General features: G+C 69.0%; 15 protein-coding genes and 1 pseudogene. 4 read left to right on the forward strand and 12 right to left on the reverse strand.

All coding sequences use genetic code 11. From position 1 onward, the window contains the following. Positions 1 to 7: 7 nt before the first annotated feature. On the reverse strand, positions 8 to 823 hold the full coding sequence (locus G6N32_RS16480; protein WP_232077789.1) for a hypothetical protein: 816 nt from the start codon (positions 821 to 823) through the stop codon (positions 8 to 10). Between the two features lie 148 nt (positions 824 to 971). Between G6N32_RS16480 and G6N32_RS16485 the strand changes: the two genes are divergently transcribed. Beyond that, complete coding sequence (locus G6N32_RS16485) at positions 972 to 2282, forward strand: glycosyltransferase 87 family protein (RefSeq protein WP_115320503.1); 1311 nt, start codon at positions 972 to 974, stop codon at positions 2280 to 2282. Here the strand turns inward: G6N32_RS16485 and G6N32_RS16490 are convergent. The 5 genes from G6N32_RS16490 to G6N32_RS16510 all read right to left on the reverse strand — a co-directional run bounded on the left by G6N32_RS16490 (position 2224) and on the right by G6N32_RS16510 (position 5608). Then, a complete protein-coding gene (locus G6N32_RS16490; protein WP_115320504.1) occupies positions 2224 to 2967 on the reverse strand; it encodes a lysophospholipid acyltransferase family protein in 744 nt (247 codons plus the stop codon). The two genes, G6N32_RS16485 and G6N32_RS16490, sit on opposite strands and share 59 nt — an antisense overlap. A gap of 106 nt (positions 2968 to 3073) precedes the next feature. Beyond that, entirely contained in the window at positions 3074 to 3439 is a 366-nt protein-coding gene (locus G6N32_RS16495) for a hypothetical protein (RefSeq protein ID WP_115321301.1), read from the reverse strand. Then, positions 3436 to 4689: an ArsA family ATPase gene (locus tag G6N32_RS16500; RefSeq protein ID WP_115320505.1), complete on the reverse strand. Its 1254-nt coding sequence runs from the start codon at positions 4687 to 4689 to the stop codon at positions 3436 to 3438. The genes G6N32_RS16495 and G6N32_RS16500 overlap by 4 nt, the downstream gene beginning before the upstream one ends. Beyond that, complete coding sequence (locus G6N32_RS16505) at positions 4690 to 5124, reverse strand: SRPBCC family protein (protein WP_115320506.1); 435 nt, start codon at positions 5122 to 5124, stop codon at positions 4690 to 4692. It abuts the gene before it with no gap. Between the two features lie 94 nt (positions 5125 to 5218). Continuing rightward, positions 5219 to 5608 (reverse strand): polyketide cyclase / dehydrase and lipid transport, encoded by a 390-nt coding sequence (locus G6N32_RS16510; RefSeq protein ID WP_115320507.1) that lies wholly within the window; start codon positions 5606 to 5608, stop codon positions 5219 to 5221. A 65-nt stretch (positions 5609 to 5673) separates the two neighbouring features. On the opposite strand from G6N32_RS16510, the gene G6N32_RS16515 reads away from it, so the two are divergent. Both G6N32_RS16515 and G6N32_RS16520 read left to right on the forward strand, forming a co-directional pair. Continuing rightward, entirely contained in the window at positions 5674 to 7473 is a 1800-nt protein-coding gene (locus G6N32_RS16515; RefSeq protein WP_115320508.1) for an AMP-dependent synthetase/ligase, read from the forward strand. Continuing rightward, positions 7463 to 7942: a hypothetical protein gene (locus G6N32_RS16520; RefSeq protein ID WP_174901047.1), complete on the forward strand. Its 480-nt coding sequence runs from the start codon at positions 7463 to 7465 to the stop codon at positions 7940 to 7942. Before G6N32_RS16515 ends, G6N32_RS16520 begins: the two co-directional genes overlap by 11 nt. Here the strand turns inward: G6N32_RS16520 and G6N32_RS16525 are convergent. The 5 genes from G6N32_RS16525 to G6N32_RS16545 all read right to left on the reverse strand — a co-directional run bounded on the left by G6N32_RS16525 (position 7939) and on the right by G6N32_RS16545 (position 12182). Next, a complete protein-coding gene (locus G6N32_RS16525; RefSeq protein WP_115321303.1) occupies positions 7939 to 8589 on the reverse strand; it encodes a cutinase family protein in 651 nt (216 codons plus the stop codon). The genes G6N32_RS16520 and G6N32_RS16525 overlap by 4 nt on opposite strands. 11 nt (positions 8590 to 8600) lie before the next feature. Next, on the reverse strand, positions 8601 to 9749 hold the full coding sequence (locus G6N32_RS16530) for a glycosyltransferase family 4 protein (RefSeq protein ID WP_115320509.1): 1149 nt from the start codon (positions 9747 to 9749) through the stop codon (positions 8601 to 8603). 11 nt (positions 9750 to 9760) lie between these two features. Beyond that, positions 9761 to 10576, reverse strand: coding sequence for a hypothetical protein (locus G6N32_RS16535; protein WP_115320510.1), 816 nt, complete (start codon positions 10574 to 10576; stop codon positions 9761 to 9763). 34 nt (positions 10577 to 10610) lie between these two features. After that, positions 10611 to 11783: a peptidoglycan hydrolase RipC gene (ripC, locus tag G6N32_RS16540; protein WP_115320511.1), complete on the reverse strand. Its 1173-nt coding sequence runs from the start codon at positions 11781 to 11783 to the stop codon at positions 10611 to 10613. Positions 11784 to 11960: 177 nt separating this feature from the next. Beyond that, entirely contained in the window at positions 11961 to 12182 is a 222-nt protein-coding gene (locus G6N32_RS16545) for a hypothetical protein (protein ID WP_115320512.1), read from the reverse strand. Between the two features lie 157 nt (positions 12183 to 12339). On the opposite strand from G6N32_RS16545, the pseudogene G6N32_RS16550 reads away from it, so the two are divergent. Further along, positions 12340 to 14124, forward strand: a pseudogene (locus G6N32_RS16550) (DEDD exonuclease domain-containing protein); the annotation flags it as partial. Here G6N32_RS16550 and trpD read toward each other — a convergent pair. Further along, positions 14062 to 15144, reverse strand: a complete 1083-nt coding sequence (gene trpD, locus G6N32_RS28870) for an anthranilate phosphoribosyltransferase (protein WP_163789297.1) — start codon at positions 15142 to 15144, stop codon at positions 14062 to 14064. The pseudogene G6N32_RS16550 and the gene trpD sit on opposite strands and share 63 nt — an antisense overlap. Positions 15145 to 15189: the final 45 nt, after the last annotated feature.

A 15189-nucleotide genomic window follows, 5' to 3' on the forward strand; every position in this document is an offset into this window, starting at 1 on the left:
CCGCACCCTATCCCTTCGTCTCGGCCCGGTGTGCCGGCGCGGGCGCGGCGTGAATCTCCTTGTCGAGCTCGGCGTCGACCTCGGCATCGGCCGGGAAGCTCGGCTCACCGGCGATGATGTGCTGCAACCACAGCTTGGCCTGCACGACGGGGCGGCGCATGTAGCGTTCCCGCTCCAGGGCCTTGTGCATCTTGCGGGGCTTGTCCTGGTAGTGCCACCGCGCCCACGGCGCGTGCGGCCGGGACAGCCGGATCGCTCCGATGAACAGCAGCGGCGTGATGAACATCCCGATCAGGCCGGTCCACACCTTGCCCTTGAGCAGCACCACCACCGCCAGTGCGAGCGTCAGCGCGGCGAGCACCACGACCAGCGTGCGCGCACCGACCGAATCGTCGGCGCGCCAGATCCCGATGTCGAAGAACGACAGCGGGTTGAAACCCATGATCAGCAGGCCTGCCACGGCGATCGCGGCGAACACCGCGTCCACCGAGGCGCGGCCGTCCTCGGCCCAGTAGACGTCCTCCAGATGCAGGATGAGCGCGAACTCGTCGAGGACCAGTGCCGCACCGATACCGAAAACGATTGCAGCAGCAGTGAACTCGCCGGTTCCACCCTCGGTGGCCATGGTTACCATCGCGACCCCGGAGATCATCACCAAGATGATGCCGAACACGGCGTGGTGGATGTGCAGGCCGCCGTGGCCGGAGATGTTGCGCGGCTGCCACCATTTGCGGGGAGCGTCGTTGCCGGCGTTGTGCCGGATGTAGCGGACGATCGTGCGGGTCACGAAGAACGTGAGGATGAACGCGATCAGACACCACATCAACGGCACGCGCCCGGGGGCGACGACGTCGAACTGCAGGTGGAAGGGCACGGGACGTGAAGATACGCGCCGACGCGCGCCGATGGGCCCGGCACGGCCGGGATATCCCCCGGCGCGTCGCGGCGCCGGAGATAGTCTGGTTTGCGACATGAGTAGCGACGTGGGCAGTTCGGCACGGCCCTGGGCGGTCGCCGGGTGGCGGGTGGCGCAGGTCGCGATCGTCGCGCTCCTGGTCTACGCCGGCTGGCTGCTGTTCGGGCATATCCCCTACCGGATCGACATCGAGGTCTACCGGATGGGCGGCCAGGCCTGGCTGCACGGCCAGTCCCTGTACTCCGGTGATGCGACGTTCCGCACCACGATCGGGCTGGGGCTGCCGTTCACCTATCCCCCGCTGGCGGCCATCGTGTTCAGCCCGTTCGCCTGGGTGTCGCTGTCGGCGGCGAGTGTGATCATCACCGCCATCACCCTGGTCCTGGTGCTGGTGTCCACCTGGATCGTGTTGACCCGCCTGGCGGTGTGGCCGGCCTCGACGCTGACCCGGGAGCCGGCCTGGCTGCGCCGGGCCTGGTTGTCGGCGGGCATCGTGGCGCTGGCGGTGATGTATCTGGAACCCATCGACGCCAACTTCGCATTCGGCCAGATCAACGTGGTGCTGATGACGCTGGTGATCGCCGATTGCGTCCCGCGCCGCACTCCCTGGCCGCGCGGGATGCTGCTCGGGCTGGCGATCGCGCTGAAGCTGACCCCGGCGGTCTTCCTGCTGTACTTCCTGCTGCGGCGCGACGGTCGCGCCGCGCTGACCGCGGCCGGCACGTTCGTCGCGGCCAGCCTGCTGGGCTGCGCGCTGGCCTGGCGCGATTCGCTGGAGTACTGGACCACCACGATCCGCCACACCGACCGGATCGGTAGCGCGGCGCTGAACACCAACCAGAACATCGCGGGCGCGCTGGCCCGCCTCGGCCTGGACAAGGGCACCCACTTCATCCTGTGGACGCTGGCCTGCTTTGCCGTCCTTGGCCTGACCATCTGGGCGGTCCGGCGGGTGCTGGCCGCTGCCCCCGCGGATGGCGGGAAGTCGGGAGATGAATCGACGCTGGCGTTGATGTGCGTGGCCCTGTTCGGGCTGATGGTCTCGCCGGTGTCCTGGTCACACCACTGGGTCTGGGCGTTGCCGACCGTGATCACCGCCGCGGTGGCCGCCTATCGGCGGCGCAACATCGCGCTCGGCGTGGTCACCGCCGTCGGCGTGGCGTTGATGGTGTGGATTCCGCTGGAGTTGCTGCCCCAGCACCACGAGGAGTCGGCGTCGTGGTGGCGCCAGCTGCTCGGGATGTCCTACGTGTGGTGGGCCTTGGCAATGATCGTCGTCGCGGGGCTGACGGTGACCACACCGGTCGCTAACCTGCGGCGGACTCCGGGAACCGCGCCGGTGGCTGACCTGGTCCACCCTGCTTAGGGTCCGCGGGTTCCTCGCTGTTCTTCAACGTCGCGGCGTATATGTCGACGTACTCCTGACCGGAGAGTTCCATCAGCTCGTACATGACCTCGTCGATGACAGCCCGCTCGATGAACCGGTTTCCCGCCAGTCCGTCGAACCGGGAGAAGTCCATCGGCTTGCCGAAGCGCACCGTCACCCGGCCGAACCGCCACATCTTGGATCCCGGCGGGTTCACGACGTCGGTTCCGATCATCGCGACCGGAATCACCGGGACCTGCGTCTCGAGCGCGAGCCGAGCCAGTCCGGTCTTGCCCTTGTACAGCCGCCCGTCCGGCGAGCGGGTGCCCTCGGGATACATCCCCATCAGCTTGCCCTGCGACAGCAGTCGCTCGGCGGTGGTCAGCGCAGCCTGTGCGGCGTCGGCGTCGGTGCGGTCGATCGGGACCTGGCCGGCCACCGTGTAGAACCACCGGGTGAACCAGCCCTTGATCCCGGTGCCGGTGAAGTACTCGGACTTGGCCAGGAAGGTGATCCGCCGCCGGACCACCAGCGGGAGGTAGAAACTGTCCGCCACCGCCAGGTGATTGCTTGCCAGGATCGCCGGGCCGTTGGTTGGAACATGTTCCAGCCCTTCGACTTTCGGCCTACCTAACAGGGACAGCAACGGGCCCATGAAGATGTACTTGAACAGCCAGTACCACATGGAGCCTCCCGATCACCGCACGCTTTCGTGCAACTCTACCCAGGTCCGCGGACACCGACCACAGGTCACACCCGGTTCTCACCGGATCATCAGGGCGCGGCAACCGTCAGTCCTCGACGCTGACCGGAATGTGTTGGTAGCGGCTGGCGGGGCGCTCGGGCGAATCCGAGCCAGGCCGATCCGGGGGTGTGTCGTCGGGGCCTGCTGGGCTCGCGCCGTCCTCGGCGATGATCGTGCGGATCACCGTCACCAGCGCCACGCTGTGCTCGGCGACCACGGTCAGCAGCGGATGTTGTTCGCCGTTGACCAGCGCAGCCAGCGCACACACCGGGCACCACACCTGTTGACACTTGCCCTGCCCGCCACCGGATGCCATTGCGGCACCGGCCCGCACGGCCGGGTCGAGCCGGTCGAGGATCGCCTGGGCCAGGGCGCGCAGTTCGGGTCCCAGGTCGGGATGCGGGCCATTCACGCGGGCCACACCTCCGGATTGGGTCGAAATCGCACGGTCAGCTCGGTGCCGCGCAGGGCCGCATCCATCACGATGCACCGCCGCAGAACCGACGCCAGTCGTACTCGGCGCCGCATCCCCGCGGCGCCGATGATCAGGTCGTCGTCGACCCGGCCCAGCGTCAGCGTGCCCGGATCGATTTGCGGCAACTCTAGCCGCATGCGGTAGACGGCATCGAGCCCTGAACCCGATTCACGGTCCACCACCGGCTTGAGCGGCCCGGGCGGTGCCGAGCCGTCGCGTCGCCGGACGCTGTCGAGCAGGTGCCCGAGGGCCTTGGCGCCGATCGGCTCACCGGCCAGGTGAGGGGCCAGCACCAGCTGGACGTCGCCGATGGTGGCGGCGAGCTCGTCGAGCACCGAGTGCTGTTCGGAGATCCGCTCGGCGTACCAGCCGAACGCCGGGTGATCCGGAAGATTGCGGTACTCGTATGAATCATCTTGGACGAGAACCTGATTCACGATCAGTTCAGTGACCTGCACACCCATCAACACCAGTGAGCCCAGGGTGCGGACGGCCTCGGCGGCCACCACCCGCTCAGCGGTGAGCACCAGGTGGGCGCTGACCCGTTCGGCATCGGTGAGCAGGGCGGACAACCCTTCGACGGCGCCGCTGATGCTCTCGACCACAGCGACGGTGGCCGCGGCGTGCACACCGTCGACGGCGGCGCTGAGCCGGCGATGCCGGGGCCAGGCCCGCTCGACATACATCGCGAAGGCGGCAGGCAGTGTCAGCATCCGCATCGCATCGGCGGTCGAGGCGCAGTCGACGACGACGTAGTCCCACCGGCCGGAGTCGGCCAGAGCGGCCACCTCGGCCAGCCCTAACACCTCCTGGATTCCAGGCAGCGCGGAAAGCTCCTCCGGGGCAACGTCTTTGATGTCGGACTCCGGGAATCTCGCGGCGAGCACCGGCGCGACGGCACGCCATCTGTCCGCGAGCAGGGCCAGGGTGTCCAGTGCCAGCGCGTCGAGGTGGCCGCCCGCGGTGTCATCGGTGCCCTCCTCGGTGAGGATCCGCACCGGTTCGCGGGCCCCGGTGGGCGGGACCACCACCCCGAGAACATCGCCGAGCGAGTGGGCCTGATCAGTGGATACCGCCAGCACCCGCTGACCGGCGAGCGCCGCCCGGACCGCCGTCGCCGAGGCCAGCGTCGACTTGCCGACACCGCCTTTGCCGACGAAGAAACTGATCCGGGCCGAATCAGTCACTCAGCCCTCGACCCATTTCTTCAGATCCTTGAGCGCGGTGTCGGTCAGTCTGCGCTCGGCCTTGCGCTTGAGCAGGCCGATCATCGGGATCATCAGATCCACCGACAACTCGTAAGTGACCTCGGTTCCAGAACCTTTGGGTTGCAACGTGTATGCGCCGTCGAGTGCCCGCAACAGCGAGCTTGACACCAACGACCAGCGCACCGATTTGCGGTCGGCAGGCCACTCGTAGGCCAGGACCATGGTGTCTTTGAGAACAGCGGCGTCCAGAACCAGTCGCGCGACCAGCGGGTAACCGGCGTCGTCGGACTCGATGACCTCGGTTTCCTTGTATTCGGAGACCCACTGCGGGTAGGACCCGATATCGGCGATGACATCCATCACGGTGCGGGGGTCCGCGTCGATGTAGATGGTCTGCGCCGTCTTGTCAGCCACTGTTGCCAATTCCCATCGCTTGCGCTGCGTGACCCGACGGGGTCCGCTCCCTCGGCCACAAAGGTACCCTCCCGCCGGAGGGTCTGACCTGATATCAGGTGCCGGGTGCGACGCCCACCGGGCGGGACGCCTCCAGAGTGGATTTCACCTCGAACGCCATCCGTTTACCGGCCACCCGGCGCTGATGGGTGAGCTTGGCGAGGTTCATCTTGGCCAGCTGCCAGGCCGCGACCCCGGAGGGCTCGGCGTGCAGAAAATAGTGCAGCAGCACGCCGTCGAGGACCGGCTCCAGCCAGATCTCCATGGTGCCGGTCAGCGGGCCGGTCACCGTCCACCGCACGCCCTTGTCGGCACGGTCCTCGACGACCTCGAGGCGCAGGTCCGGCCACCACCGCCGCCAGCTCGCCCGGTCCGCGACCGCACGCCCGACCGCCGCCGGATCTGCCGCGACAAACGTCTCGTCGGCGACCTGGATGCTGTTCATGCCAACAGCTTCACATATCGGGTCCGTGGACAGGGTGCCTGGTTGCCGGTGACTACGCTGTTGCCATGCGTGAGTACACCGTTCCGGCGTCGTTCACCATCGGCGAACACGACAATGTCGTCAGTTCGGTGTACGACCACGAGCGCACCGATCCGGGCTATGTGATTGTCCAGCGGCAGGTCGACGGCCGTTGGACCGACGTCACGTGTGCAGAGGTAGCCGCCCAGATCCGCTCGGCGGCGCTGGGATTGATCGCCGAAGGCGTCCAGGCCGGCGACCGGGTGGCGATCCTGTCGGCGACCCGCTACGAGTGGGTGATCCTCGACTACGCGATCCTCTCGGTCGGCGGGGTGACGGTGCCCATCTACGAGACGTCGTCGGCCGACCAGGTCCGCTGGGTTCTCCAGGACTCCGGTGCTGTGCTGGTGTTCACCGAGACCGAGTCCCACGCGCAGATGGTCTCCGAACTCACCGACGAGCTGCCGGACCTTCGCAAGACGCTGCGGATCGAGTCCTCGGGCCCCACCGCGCTCGAGGAGCTGGCCACGGCCGCCACCGGTGCGGACCCCGCAGAGCTGGAGCGCCGGCTGGCGGCGCTGCGTTCGGCCGACCCGGCGACGCTGATCTACACCTCCGGAACCACCGGCCGGCCCAAGGGCGTCCAACTCACCCATGCGAATCTGCTCTTCGAAACCCGCGGCACCACAACATGTTTCCCGACGCTGCTGCGCCAGCACGAGCGGCTGCTGGTCTTCTTGCCGTTGGCGCATGTGCTGGCCCGCGCCCTGTCGATGACCGCGTTCGCCAACAAGGTGACGCTCGGCTACACCAGCGACATCAAGAACCTGGTGCCGATGCTGCAGTCCTTCAAGCCGACGATCGTGGTGTCCGTGCCGCGAGTGTTCGAAAAGGTCTACAACACAGCCGAATTGAACGCCCGCAACAGCGGCCGGGGCCCGGTCTTCGAGCTGGCCGTCAAGACCGCGATCGCGTACAGCGAAGCCCTGGCCGGCAACGGTCCCAACCTGCTGCTGAAGCTCGGCCACGCCGTGTTCGACCGACTGGTGTACAGCAAGCTGCGGGCCGCCCTCGGTGGTGATTGCCACGCCGCGATCTCCGGCGGCGCGCCGTTGGGCAAGCGACTGGGCCACTTCTACCGCGGAGCGGGGCTGTCCATCTACGAGGGCTACGGGCTGACCGAGACCAGCGCGGCGATCACGGTGAATCGCATCGGTGAACTCAAGGTCGGTACGGTCGGAAAGTTGGTGCCGGGCAACAGCATGGCGCTCGCCGAGGATGGCGAGCTCCTGGTCAGAGGTGGCGTCGTGTTCGACGGCTACTGGCGCAACGAGAAGGCGACCGGTGAAGCGATCGTCGACGGCTGGTTCCACACCGGGGATCTGGCCAGCATCGACGCTGACGGCTTCGTGTCGATCACCGGTCGCAAGAAGGAGATCATCGTCACCGCGGGCGGCAAGAACGTCGCCCCCGCGGTGCTCGAAGACGCCCTGCGCGCCCATCCGCTGATCAGCCAGGCGATGGCCGTCGGCGACAACCAGCCGTTCATCGGTGCGCTGATCGCCATCGACCCCGAGGCGTTCGACGGATGGAAGACCCAGCACGGCAAGGGCGCCGGCGCCTCGGTGGGTGATCTGCGCACCGATCCCGATCTGGTCGCCGAGATCGAATTGGCCGTCAAGGACGCGAATCAGCATGTGTCCCATGCCGAATCGATTCGTAAGTTCCGAATTTTGCCGGAAGACTTCACCGTGCAGACCGGTGAATTGACCCCGACCCTGAAGGTCAAGCGCAATGTGGTGGCGGAGAAGTTCGCCGACGAGATCGGAGCGATCTATGCGAAGTAGGTTCCTGGTTGCCGGTGCCATCGGCGCGTTCGCTCTGACGGCGTCGGTGTTCTCGTGCGGAGTCGCGTCGGCGGACGCCTACGCAGGCGAGACCTACAGCGACGCCGCCGGCGCGTTGAGCGGGTCCGGAATGACCGTCGTCGTCGGAGGACGCGTCGGGTCCGAACTGCCCACCGAGGAGTGCATCGTCACCCGGTCACAGAAGGCGCCCTGGGTCAAGGGCAGCAACTTCCAGCAGGTGAACAACACCATGTTGCTCTTCCTGAACTGCAATGCCGCCGTCGCGACTGCGGGCAAACCCGGCAACTCGGCAGCCAGCCCGCAGGGCCAGCAGGCACTCAGGGACGAGAAGTCCTACGAGTGGAAGAGCACGACCGAGGACGGCGCGCAGTGGTGCGCGGAGAACATGAAGGCACATCCGGACTGGACGGGTAACGCATTCGACGGCTGCCCGGGTACCGGCACCTAGAGCAGCCCGGCGACGAAGCCGGCCGCCTGGTCCGGGTACGGCGGCAGCTCATAGTTGCTGTGGGCGGCGCGGTCGAGGCCCGGCGAGCAGATCGGGTCGCCGCCGCTGCACAGGTCGATGGCGCGGCCGGCGAACTGGCCGGTGTTCGACAGCGGCGAGCCGAACCGGGCCCCCGGGTTGCCGAACACCGCGACGGCCGCGATCTGTCCGGCGGCAGCCGGCGGCAGCGGCGGAGCCGAACCGATGCTGCCGATCCGCTGTCCCACCGGCGGGACGCCGGCCAACATCGACACCGCCGCCGCCCCTTGGGAGAACCCGCCGAGCACCAGAGTGGTCTGCGGGCAGCGCGCACCCATGTCCGCGATGCGGGCGGCCGCGTCGTCAGCACCGGACGCCGCGGCGAGGAAGTTGAAGCTGGCCGGGTAGTTCACCGCGTAGGTGCCCATGCTGCGCCCGTCCAGGCGCGGCGCGAGCGCGTCGGCGAAGGCCTGTCCCACCCGCCCGAGGCCGGGCGGCTCACCGGTGCCGCGGGCGAAGATCACCTCGACGTCGGGGCAGTCGTCGGCCGCGGCGGTGCCGGCCGGGCCCACCAGGGTGGCAACGACGGCCACAACGGCTCCGAATGCGGCGGCCCGGGTTCTGCTCATCTTGAGCATCGTCACATGGCGTGGTCGGCCACGCGCAGGAGTTCGCAAAGCCGCGCGGCGTGCGCCGCCCAGTTCCAGTCCGACTCGATCCACCGCCTGCCGGCCTCCCCCAGCCGCGCGCCGAGCGCGGGGTCGTCGAGGATGCCCGACACGGCCTCGGTGATCTCCTCGACCGAACGCCCGTCCACCACCCGACCCGTTTCGCCGTCCTTCACCGTCTCGGGCGCACCACCGGAGTCACCGGCCACAACCGGAACGCCCGCAGCCGACGCCTCCAGGAACACGATGCCGAGCCCCTCCACATCGAGCCCGGAACCCCTTGTGCGGCAAGGCATTGCGAAGACATCACCCAGCACGTAGTGGCCCGCCAGCTCGGCGCTGGGCACCGCCCCGGTGAACACCACATCGTCGGTGACGCCCACCTGCGCGGCGAGCTTGTCCAGGTCGTCGGCGTAGGGCCCGTTGCCGACGATCACCAGCGCGGCGTCAGGCACCCGGCGGCGGATGCCGGGCAGCGCCTTGATGAGCATGTCCTGGCCTTTGCGCGGCACCAGCCGCGACACGCAGACCACGGTGGGCCGCTCGCCGAGGCCGTAGCGGCCGCGCAAGTCGGCCCGCGCCGCGGGGTCCGGACGGAACCGGTCGGTATCGACGCCGGGGGGCAGGTGCTCCAGTGCGGCGTTCGGGCCGAACGCCGAGGCGAACCGGCCGCGGGTGTAGTGGCTGACGAACGTCACGACGTCGGTGGTGTCGCCGATGCGGCGCAGCGCGGAACGCGCGATGGGCAGCATCGACCAGCCCACCTCGTGGCCGTGGGTACTGGCCACCACCCGGCGCGCGCCGGCACCGCGGGCCCGGCCTGCGAGCAGCGCCAGCGGAGCGGCGGCCCCGAACCACACCGTGTCGATGTCGTGCTCGCGGATCAGTTCGCGCATCCGGCGGTCCACACCGGGCTCGGGCAGCATCAGCGTGCCGGGATGGCGCACGATGCGGTAGCCGGCCGCCTGGTCGTAGGCCTGGGCGTCCTTCCACGTCGGGGCGTAGACCGTGAGCTGGTGTTCGCCATCCTCGGCGAGGCGTTCGACGAACTGCTCCAAGTAGGACTGGATACCGCCCCGGCGGGGTGGAAAATCATTGGTGACCAGCAGGACTCGCGTCATCGCCGTACACGCTAGCCGGTCAGCCACTGCGCCCAGCGGGCACGTAGCTCGGTGATATCGGTGTTCAGCGCGCGGCGCACTGCCGTCGCGAAGTCGCCGTGGCCAGGCCCGCACGCGTCGGTGTAGAGCCGGCGCAACGCGTCGACGCCGTAGGTGTCGGCCACGAACCGGGCGAACCACCAGGCCCGGTCGTAGCCGTGCGCACGCTCGGGCCCGGCGGCGTCCAGCTCGGCGTCGGCAGGTAGCGCGGTGTCCGCCGCCGCACCCGTCGGCAGCGGCGTCGGCGGGCGAGCCACGAAGTCGGCCACCCCTTCGACCAGCCAGCGCGGGGCGTCCAGTGCGGTGTCGGCGCGGGCGGCGAGATGAAACAGCTCGTGGGTCAACACGATTCGCAGTGACTGATCGCTCATCGCGACGGCATCCGGGGCGAACACCATCCGCTGCCCACTGGCCCGATGATGTGCGAAGTCGACGTGGTCGGCGACCGAGACCGCCGCGATGTCCTGCCACTGACCGCGCGGATCCAGGCCGGCCTGGGCAAGGAACTCCTGCTGCGAGCCGGTGGCGATGATGACGATCTCGCGATCCCAGTCGGTGCCCCAGAACTTTTCGACGGCGGCGACGGCGTCGCCGATGTCGCCGGCGATCCGGGTGAGCAGGCCGTCGGTGCGGTCTCCCCCGAGGCTGAGCAGTCGCACGGTGCGGCCGTCGCCGACGATCAGGGGCGACGGTGCGGGAACGGCCGAGCGCGGCGAGGGCGGATTGGCCGCGGGAGCAGCTACCAGTGCAGAGCCACCGAGCAGCTCGGCGATGAGGACGACGGCCAGGACGGCCGCGAGTGCGCGCCGCCCCCGGGATGCGTCAGTAGCGACGGACGTTGTAGATCGGGGCGTTGTTGACCGGAGAGATCATCACCGGCCGACCGAACGTCGAGGCGTGGACCATCATCCCGTCGCCGATGTAGATCGCCGAGTGCGAGGCGTCGGAGTAGTAGTTCACGACGTCGCCGGGCTGCATCTGATCCATCGAAACCGGTTGACCACCTGCGGCCAGCGCCTGGCTGGAATGCGGCAGGAAGATCCCGGCCTGCTGGAAGGCCCACATCACCAGACCCGAGCAGTCGAACTGGTTGGGACCCGATCCACCCCACACGTAGGGATCTCCGATCCGGGTCAGCGCAGCCTGGACGGCGACGGCGCCCTGTTCGCCACCCGCGCCGGGGGTCGGGACTGCGGCCATCGGGATCACCTGGGCGGCGTCCGGCGGCGGCGGGGCGTCCGGGGCCGGCGGGAGCGCATCGGGCGGCGGCACATCGTTGAGCGGCGGCAAGCCCTCGGGCGCCGGAGCGGCCAGGATGTCAGCCGGCGGCGGCGGTCCGGGAGCGGCCAGTGCGGTGCGCTGCTCCGGGGTGAGCGTCTGGTAGCGCGACTTCACGACCGAGATCTGCACCTGCAGCTGGGACTGCTTGCGCTGCAGGTCGGCGCGGACCGCGGCGGCCTGCTCGGCCGCCGTCTTGGCCTCGTCCGCCGACTTGGCGGATTCGGCTTCGGCCTGGCGCAGCTGGTCGTTCATCTGGCGGTAGCTCTGCATCTGGGCGGCCATCTCGGTGGCCATCACCCGCTGCACGGCCATCTTGTCGATCAGGCCTTGGGGCGACTCGGCGGTCAGGATGGCGTTCAAGCCGTCGGTGCGGCCGCCCATGTAGACCGCTGCAGCAAATTTGTCGACGGCGCCCTGGTAGGTCGCCAACTGGGCCTTTGCACTGTCAGCTGCGGCGAGGTCGTCGGTGTGCTTCTTTTCCGCAACCGTTTCCGCCTGCAGCTTCTTGTCAAGATCGAGCTGAGCGGAATGCATCGACTCGGTGAGCTGTTCTGCCTGTCGTGACAGTTCGTTCAGCTTGGCCACACCGTCTTCGGCAGGATCGGCGTGCGAGGCGCCGGAGATAACGGCGGACAGAACGAGGAAGCCCGCAATCCCACCAACTAGAGGGCGTTTCAGAACGCGTTTAGTCAGGTATATGCGGTCAGAGCTCAAAATTGCGTTCCTTTAAGTGCCGTCGACGTTGATGCATCGAGTGCCTTAGGTCTCGAATAGGTTACGAAATGGCATCGGCGTTGTCCAAACGTGGGGCGGAAATTCAGCAGACTCTCAGCCACCCAAGCCACACCAGTCACAACCTGCCAACCAACCTAGCAGGACGCCGCCCCGGCGCTAGCTGGCCAGCCCCCGCCCTGGCGTTCGGTTGATCGGCACCAGCCGCAACTTCGGGGCCAAGCCCGCCTCGGCGAGCACCTCCAGGGCTGCTCGTTCGTCTTCCAGCAAAGTTTCCGGGACACCGAGCAATACGCTCACCACACAGTCGCGGCAGCCAGGGCCGCGCACCGCACAGTCGTCGCAGTCGATGACGACCGGTTCGGCTGGCTCCATTCCCATCTCGGGACTCCTTCTATCGAGTTGGCCGCACGCTATCGCCGGCCACCGACAAGTCCGGCGGCTGGAATGCCGATCACCCGGCGGAGTGTCGCCGCCGCCCTGTCGGTGGGGCTGCTTACCGTCAGTCGTTGTGGCGGCCACACCGATCGATGCTCAAATGAGCTTCGCCGACGTCGACGCGAGCGCCGATATCTCGCTGCGGGAGACCACGTTCGTGGTGGTCGACCTGGAGACCACCGGTGGGCGGGCCACGGCGTCGGCCGACGGCCGCCGCGATGCGATCACCGAGATCGGTGCGGTCCGGGTCCGCGGCGGTGAGGTGCTCGGCGAATTCGCCACCCTGGTGGACCCGCAGCGCTCCATCCCGCCGCAGATCGTCCAGCTCACCGGGATCACCACCGCGATGGTCCACGACGCGCCGACCATCGCCGCCGTACTGCCGATGTTCCTCGAATTCGCCCGTGGCGCCGTGCTGGTCGCCCATAACGCGGGGTTCGACATCGGCTTCCTGCGCTCCGCTGCCGAACAGTGCGGCATCCCCTGGCCCCGTCCGCCGGTGCTGTGCACGGTGCGGCTGGCCCGCCGCGTGCTGACCCGCGAGGAGGCGCCCAGCGTGCGGCTGTCCACACTGGCCGCGCTGGTCGGCTCCGCCACCAAGCCGACCCACCGTGCGCTCGACGACGCCCGTGCCACCGTCGACGTGCTGCACGCGCTGATCGAACGGGTCGGCAACCAGGGCGTGCACACCTACACCGATCTGCGCGGATATCTGCCCAACATCTCGAATGCCCAACGGAGTAAACGGATTCTGGCCCGCAACCTGCCACACCGGCCGGGGGTGTACCTGTTCCGCGGGCCTGCTCGCGAAGTGCTCTACATCGGCACCGCCACCGATCTTCACCGCCGGGTCGGCCAGTACTTCAACGGCGCCGACCCCCGGGGACGGATGAAGGAGATGGTGGCCCTGGCGACGGCGGTCGACCATGTCGAATGCGCCCACGCGCTGGAAGCCGGAGTACGCGAACTGCGGCTGTTGGCCGCGCACGCTCCGCCGTACAACCGCCGGTCCCGCTTTCCGCACCGCTGGTGGTGGGTCGCGCCCACCGACGAGGCGTTCCCGCGGCTCTCGGTGGTCCGCGAGCCGCGTCACGACCGCGCGATCGGCCCGTTCCGGTCGCGGGCCGACGCCCTCGACACCGCCGAGCTGATCGCCCGGTTCACTGGTCTGCGCACCTGCACCAGCCGTATCGGCCGCGCGGCCGAGCACGGACCGTCGTGTCCCGAGCGCGAGGTCTCCCCCTGCCCGGCCCCGCGCGGCATCACCGCCGAGCAGTATGCGGCCGCGCCACAGCTGGCGGCCGCGCTGATCGAGGGCCTGGACAACGCTGCGCTCGGTGCGGCGGTCGACCAGGTCGGCGCCCTGGCGCAGAAGTCCCGCTACGAGAGCGCCGCGCGGCTGCGTGACCACATCGCGGCGGCCGTCGACGTGCTGTGGCGGGGCCAGCGCCTGCGGTCGCTCAGTGCCGTCGAAGAACTCGTCGCCGCCGCGCCGGACGGTGCGGGCGGTTGGCAGCTCGCGGTGATCCGGCACGGGCAGCTGGCCGGAGCAGGCGTCGCTCCCCGTCGTGTCCCGCCGATGCCCGTGGTCGAAGCCCTGCAGACAGGCGCGCAGGTGGTGCTTCCCAAGCCGGCGCCGCTGGGCGGCGCGCTGGTCGAAGAGACCGCGCTGATCGCCCGCTGGCTCAACGCTCCCGGCGTACGAATCGTCAGCGCCACAACGGGTTTGACGTCGCCGCTGGCCTCGGCCGGACCGTGGGCCGAGTGGGCCGCGGCCGCGCGATCGGCGCGGTTGGCCGCCGAGCAGGCGCAGCGGCTCGACTCAGAGTTGCTGGCTGAACCGCACCCAACGCGCCAGGAGCTGCTCGGCCGCACCGGAGTCGATCGCCGCCGCGGCGCGGGCCAGCCCGTCCTCCCAGCACGGCAGCCATTCGGCGTGGCTGGATAGTCCGCCGTGGGCGACCATCGCCCCCGCGGCGTTGAGGATGACCGCGTCCCGCACGGGCCCCTTGGCGCCGCCGAGCACCTCGCGCGCCTCCTGGGCGTTCTCCTCGGCCTCGCCGCCGACCAGCTCCTCGATTCGGGCCCGGGCGAAACCGAATCCCATCGGGTCGAAGGTGAGCTTGTCGATGGTGCCTGCCTGAACCCGCCAGATCGTGCTCGTGGTCGTGGTGGTCAGTTCGTCGAGACCGTCGTCGCCGTGCACCACGAGCACGCTGCTGCGGCGGGCGGCGAACACCCCGGCCATCACCTCGGCCAGATCGCCGAACGCGCACCCGATCAGGCCCGCCCGCGGACTGGCCGGATTGGTCAGTGGCCCAAGCAGATTGAACACCGTCGGGGTGCCGATCTCGCGGCGCGGCGGACCGGCGAACTTGTAGGAGGGGTGGAACACCGGCGCGAAACAGAACCCGATCCCCACTTCGGCCACGCAGCGGGCGACCTCGTCGGGACCGAGTTCGATGCGCACCCCGAGCGCCTCGAGCATGTCGGCACCGCCGCTCTTCGACGACGCCGCGCGGTTGCCGTGCTTGACGACGGGAACGCCGGCGGCGGCCACCACGATCGCCGCCATCGTCGACAGGTTCACGGTGTTGGCGCGGTCGCCGCCGGTGCCGACGATGTCGACGGTGTCGGTGCCGATCTCGGCGGTGGGCACCATGCGGGCGTATCGCAGCATGGTGTCGGCGAGCTCACGCACCTCGGCGGCGGTCGGCCGCTTCATCTTCATCGACACGCCGAAGGCGGCGATCTGAGCCGGTGTCGCGACGCCGCTCATGATCTGGTCCATCGCCCAGCCCGCCTGTCCGGGCGTCAGCTCCAGACTGGCCGTCAACCGGTCCAGGACCTGCGGCCATGACGTCTCCGGCGAGTCGTCGCCGGGCGAGGAATGAGGGTGAGTCACGCGCCGATGTTCCCATGCCGCAGGGCCTGTCCACACGTCAGTTTT

Origin of the sequence: Mycolicibacterium aichiense, from assembly GCF_010726245.1 — a bacterium.
In the GTDB taxonomy this organism is placed as follows: Bacteria; Actinomycetota; Actinomycetes; order Mycobacteriales; family Mycobacteriaceae; genus Mycobacterium; species Mycobacterium aichiense.

Coding starts and splice junctions, on each gene's coding strand:
- G6N32_RS16520 (WP_174901047.1), top strand. CDS start 7,463: ATGCGAAGTAGGTTCCTGGTTGCCGGTGCCATCGGCGCGTTCGCTCTG.
- G6N32_RS16545 (WP_115320512.1), bottom strand. CDS start 12,182: ATGGGAATGGAGCCAGCCGAACCGGTCGTCATCGACTGCGACGACTGT.
- G6N32_RS16530 (WP_115320509.1), bottom strand. CDS start 9,749: ATGACGCGAGTCCTGCTGGTCACCAATGATTTTCCACCCCGCCGGGGC.
- G6N32_RS16490 (WP_115320504.1), bottom strand. CDS start 2,967: ATGTGGTACTGGCTGTTCAAGTACATCTTCATGGGCCCGTTGCTGTCC.
- G6N32_RS16485 (WP_115320503.1), top strand. CDS start 972: ATGAGTAGCGACGTGGGCAGTTCGGCACGGCCCTGGGCGGTCGCCGGG.
- G6N32_RS16515 (WP_115320508.1), top strand. CDS start 5,674: ATGCGTGAGTACACCGTTCCGGCGTCGTTCACCATCGGCGAACACGAC.
- G6N32_RS16525 (WP_115321303.1), bottom strand. CDS start 8,589: ATGAGCAGAACCCGGGCCGCCGCATTCGGAGCCGTTGTGGCCGTCGTT.
- G6N32_RS16480 (WP_232077789.1), bottom strand. CDS start 823: ATGTGGTGTCTGATCGCGTTCATCCTCACGTTCTTCGTGACCCGCACG.
- G6N32_RS16510 (WP_115320507.1), bottom strand. CDS start 5,608: ATGAACAGCATCCAGGTCGCCGACGAGACGTTTGTCGCGGCAGATCCG.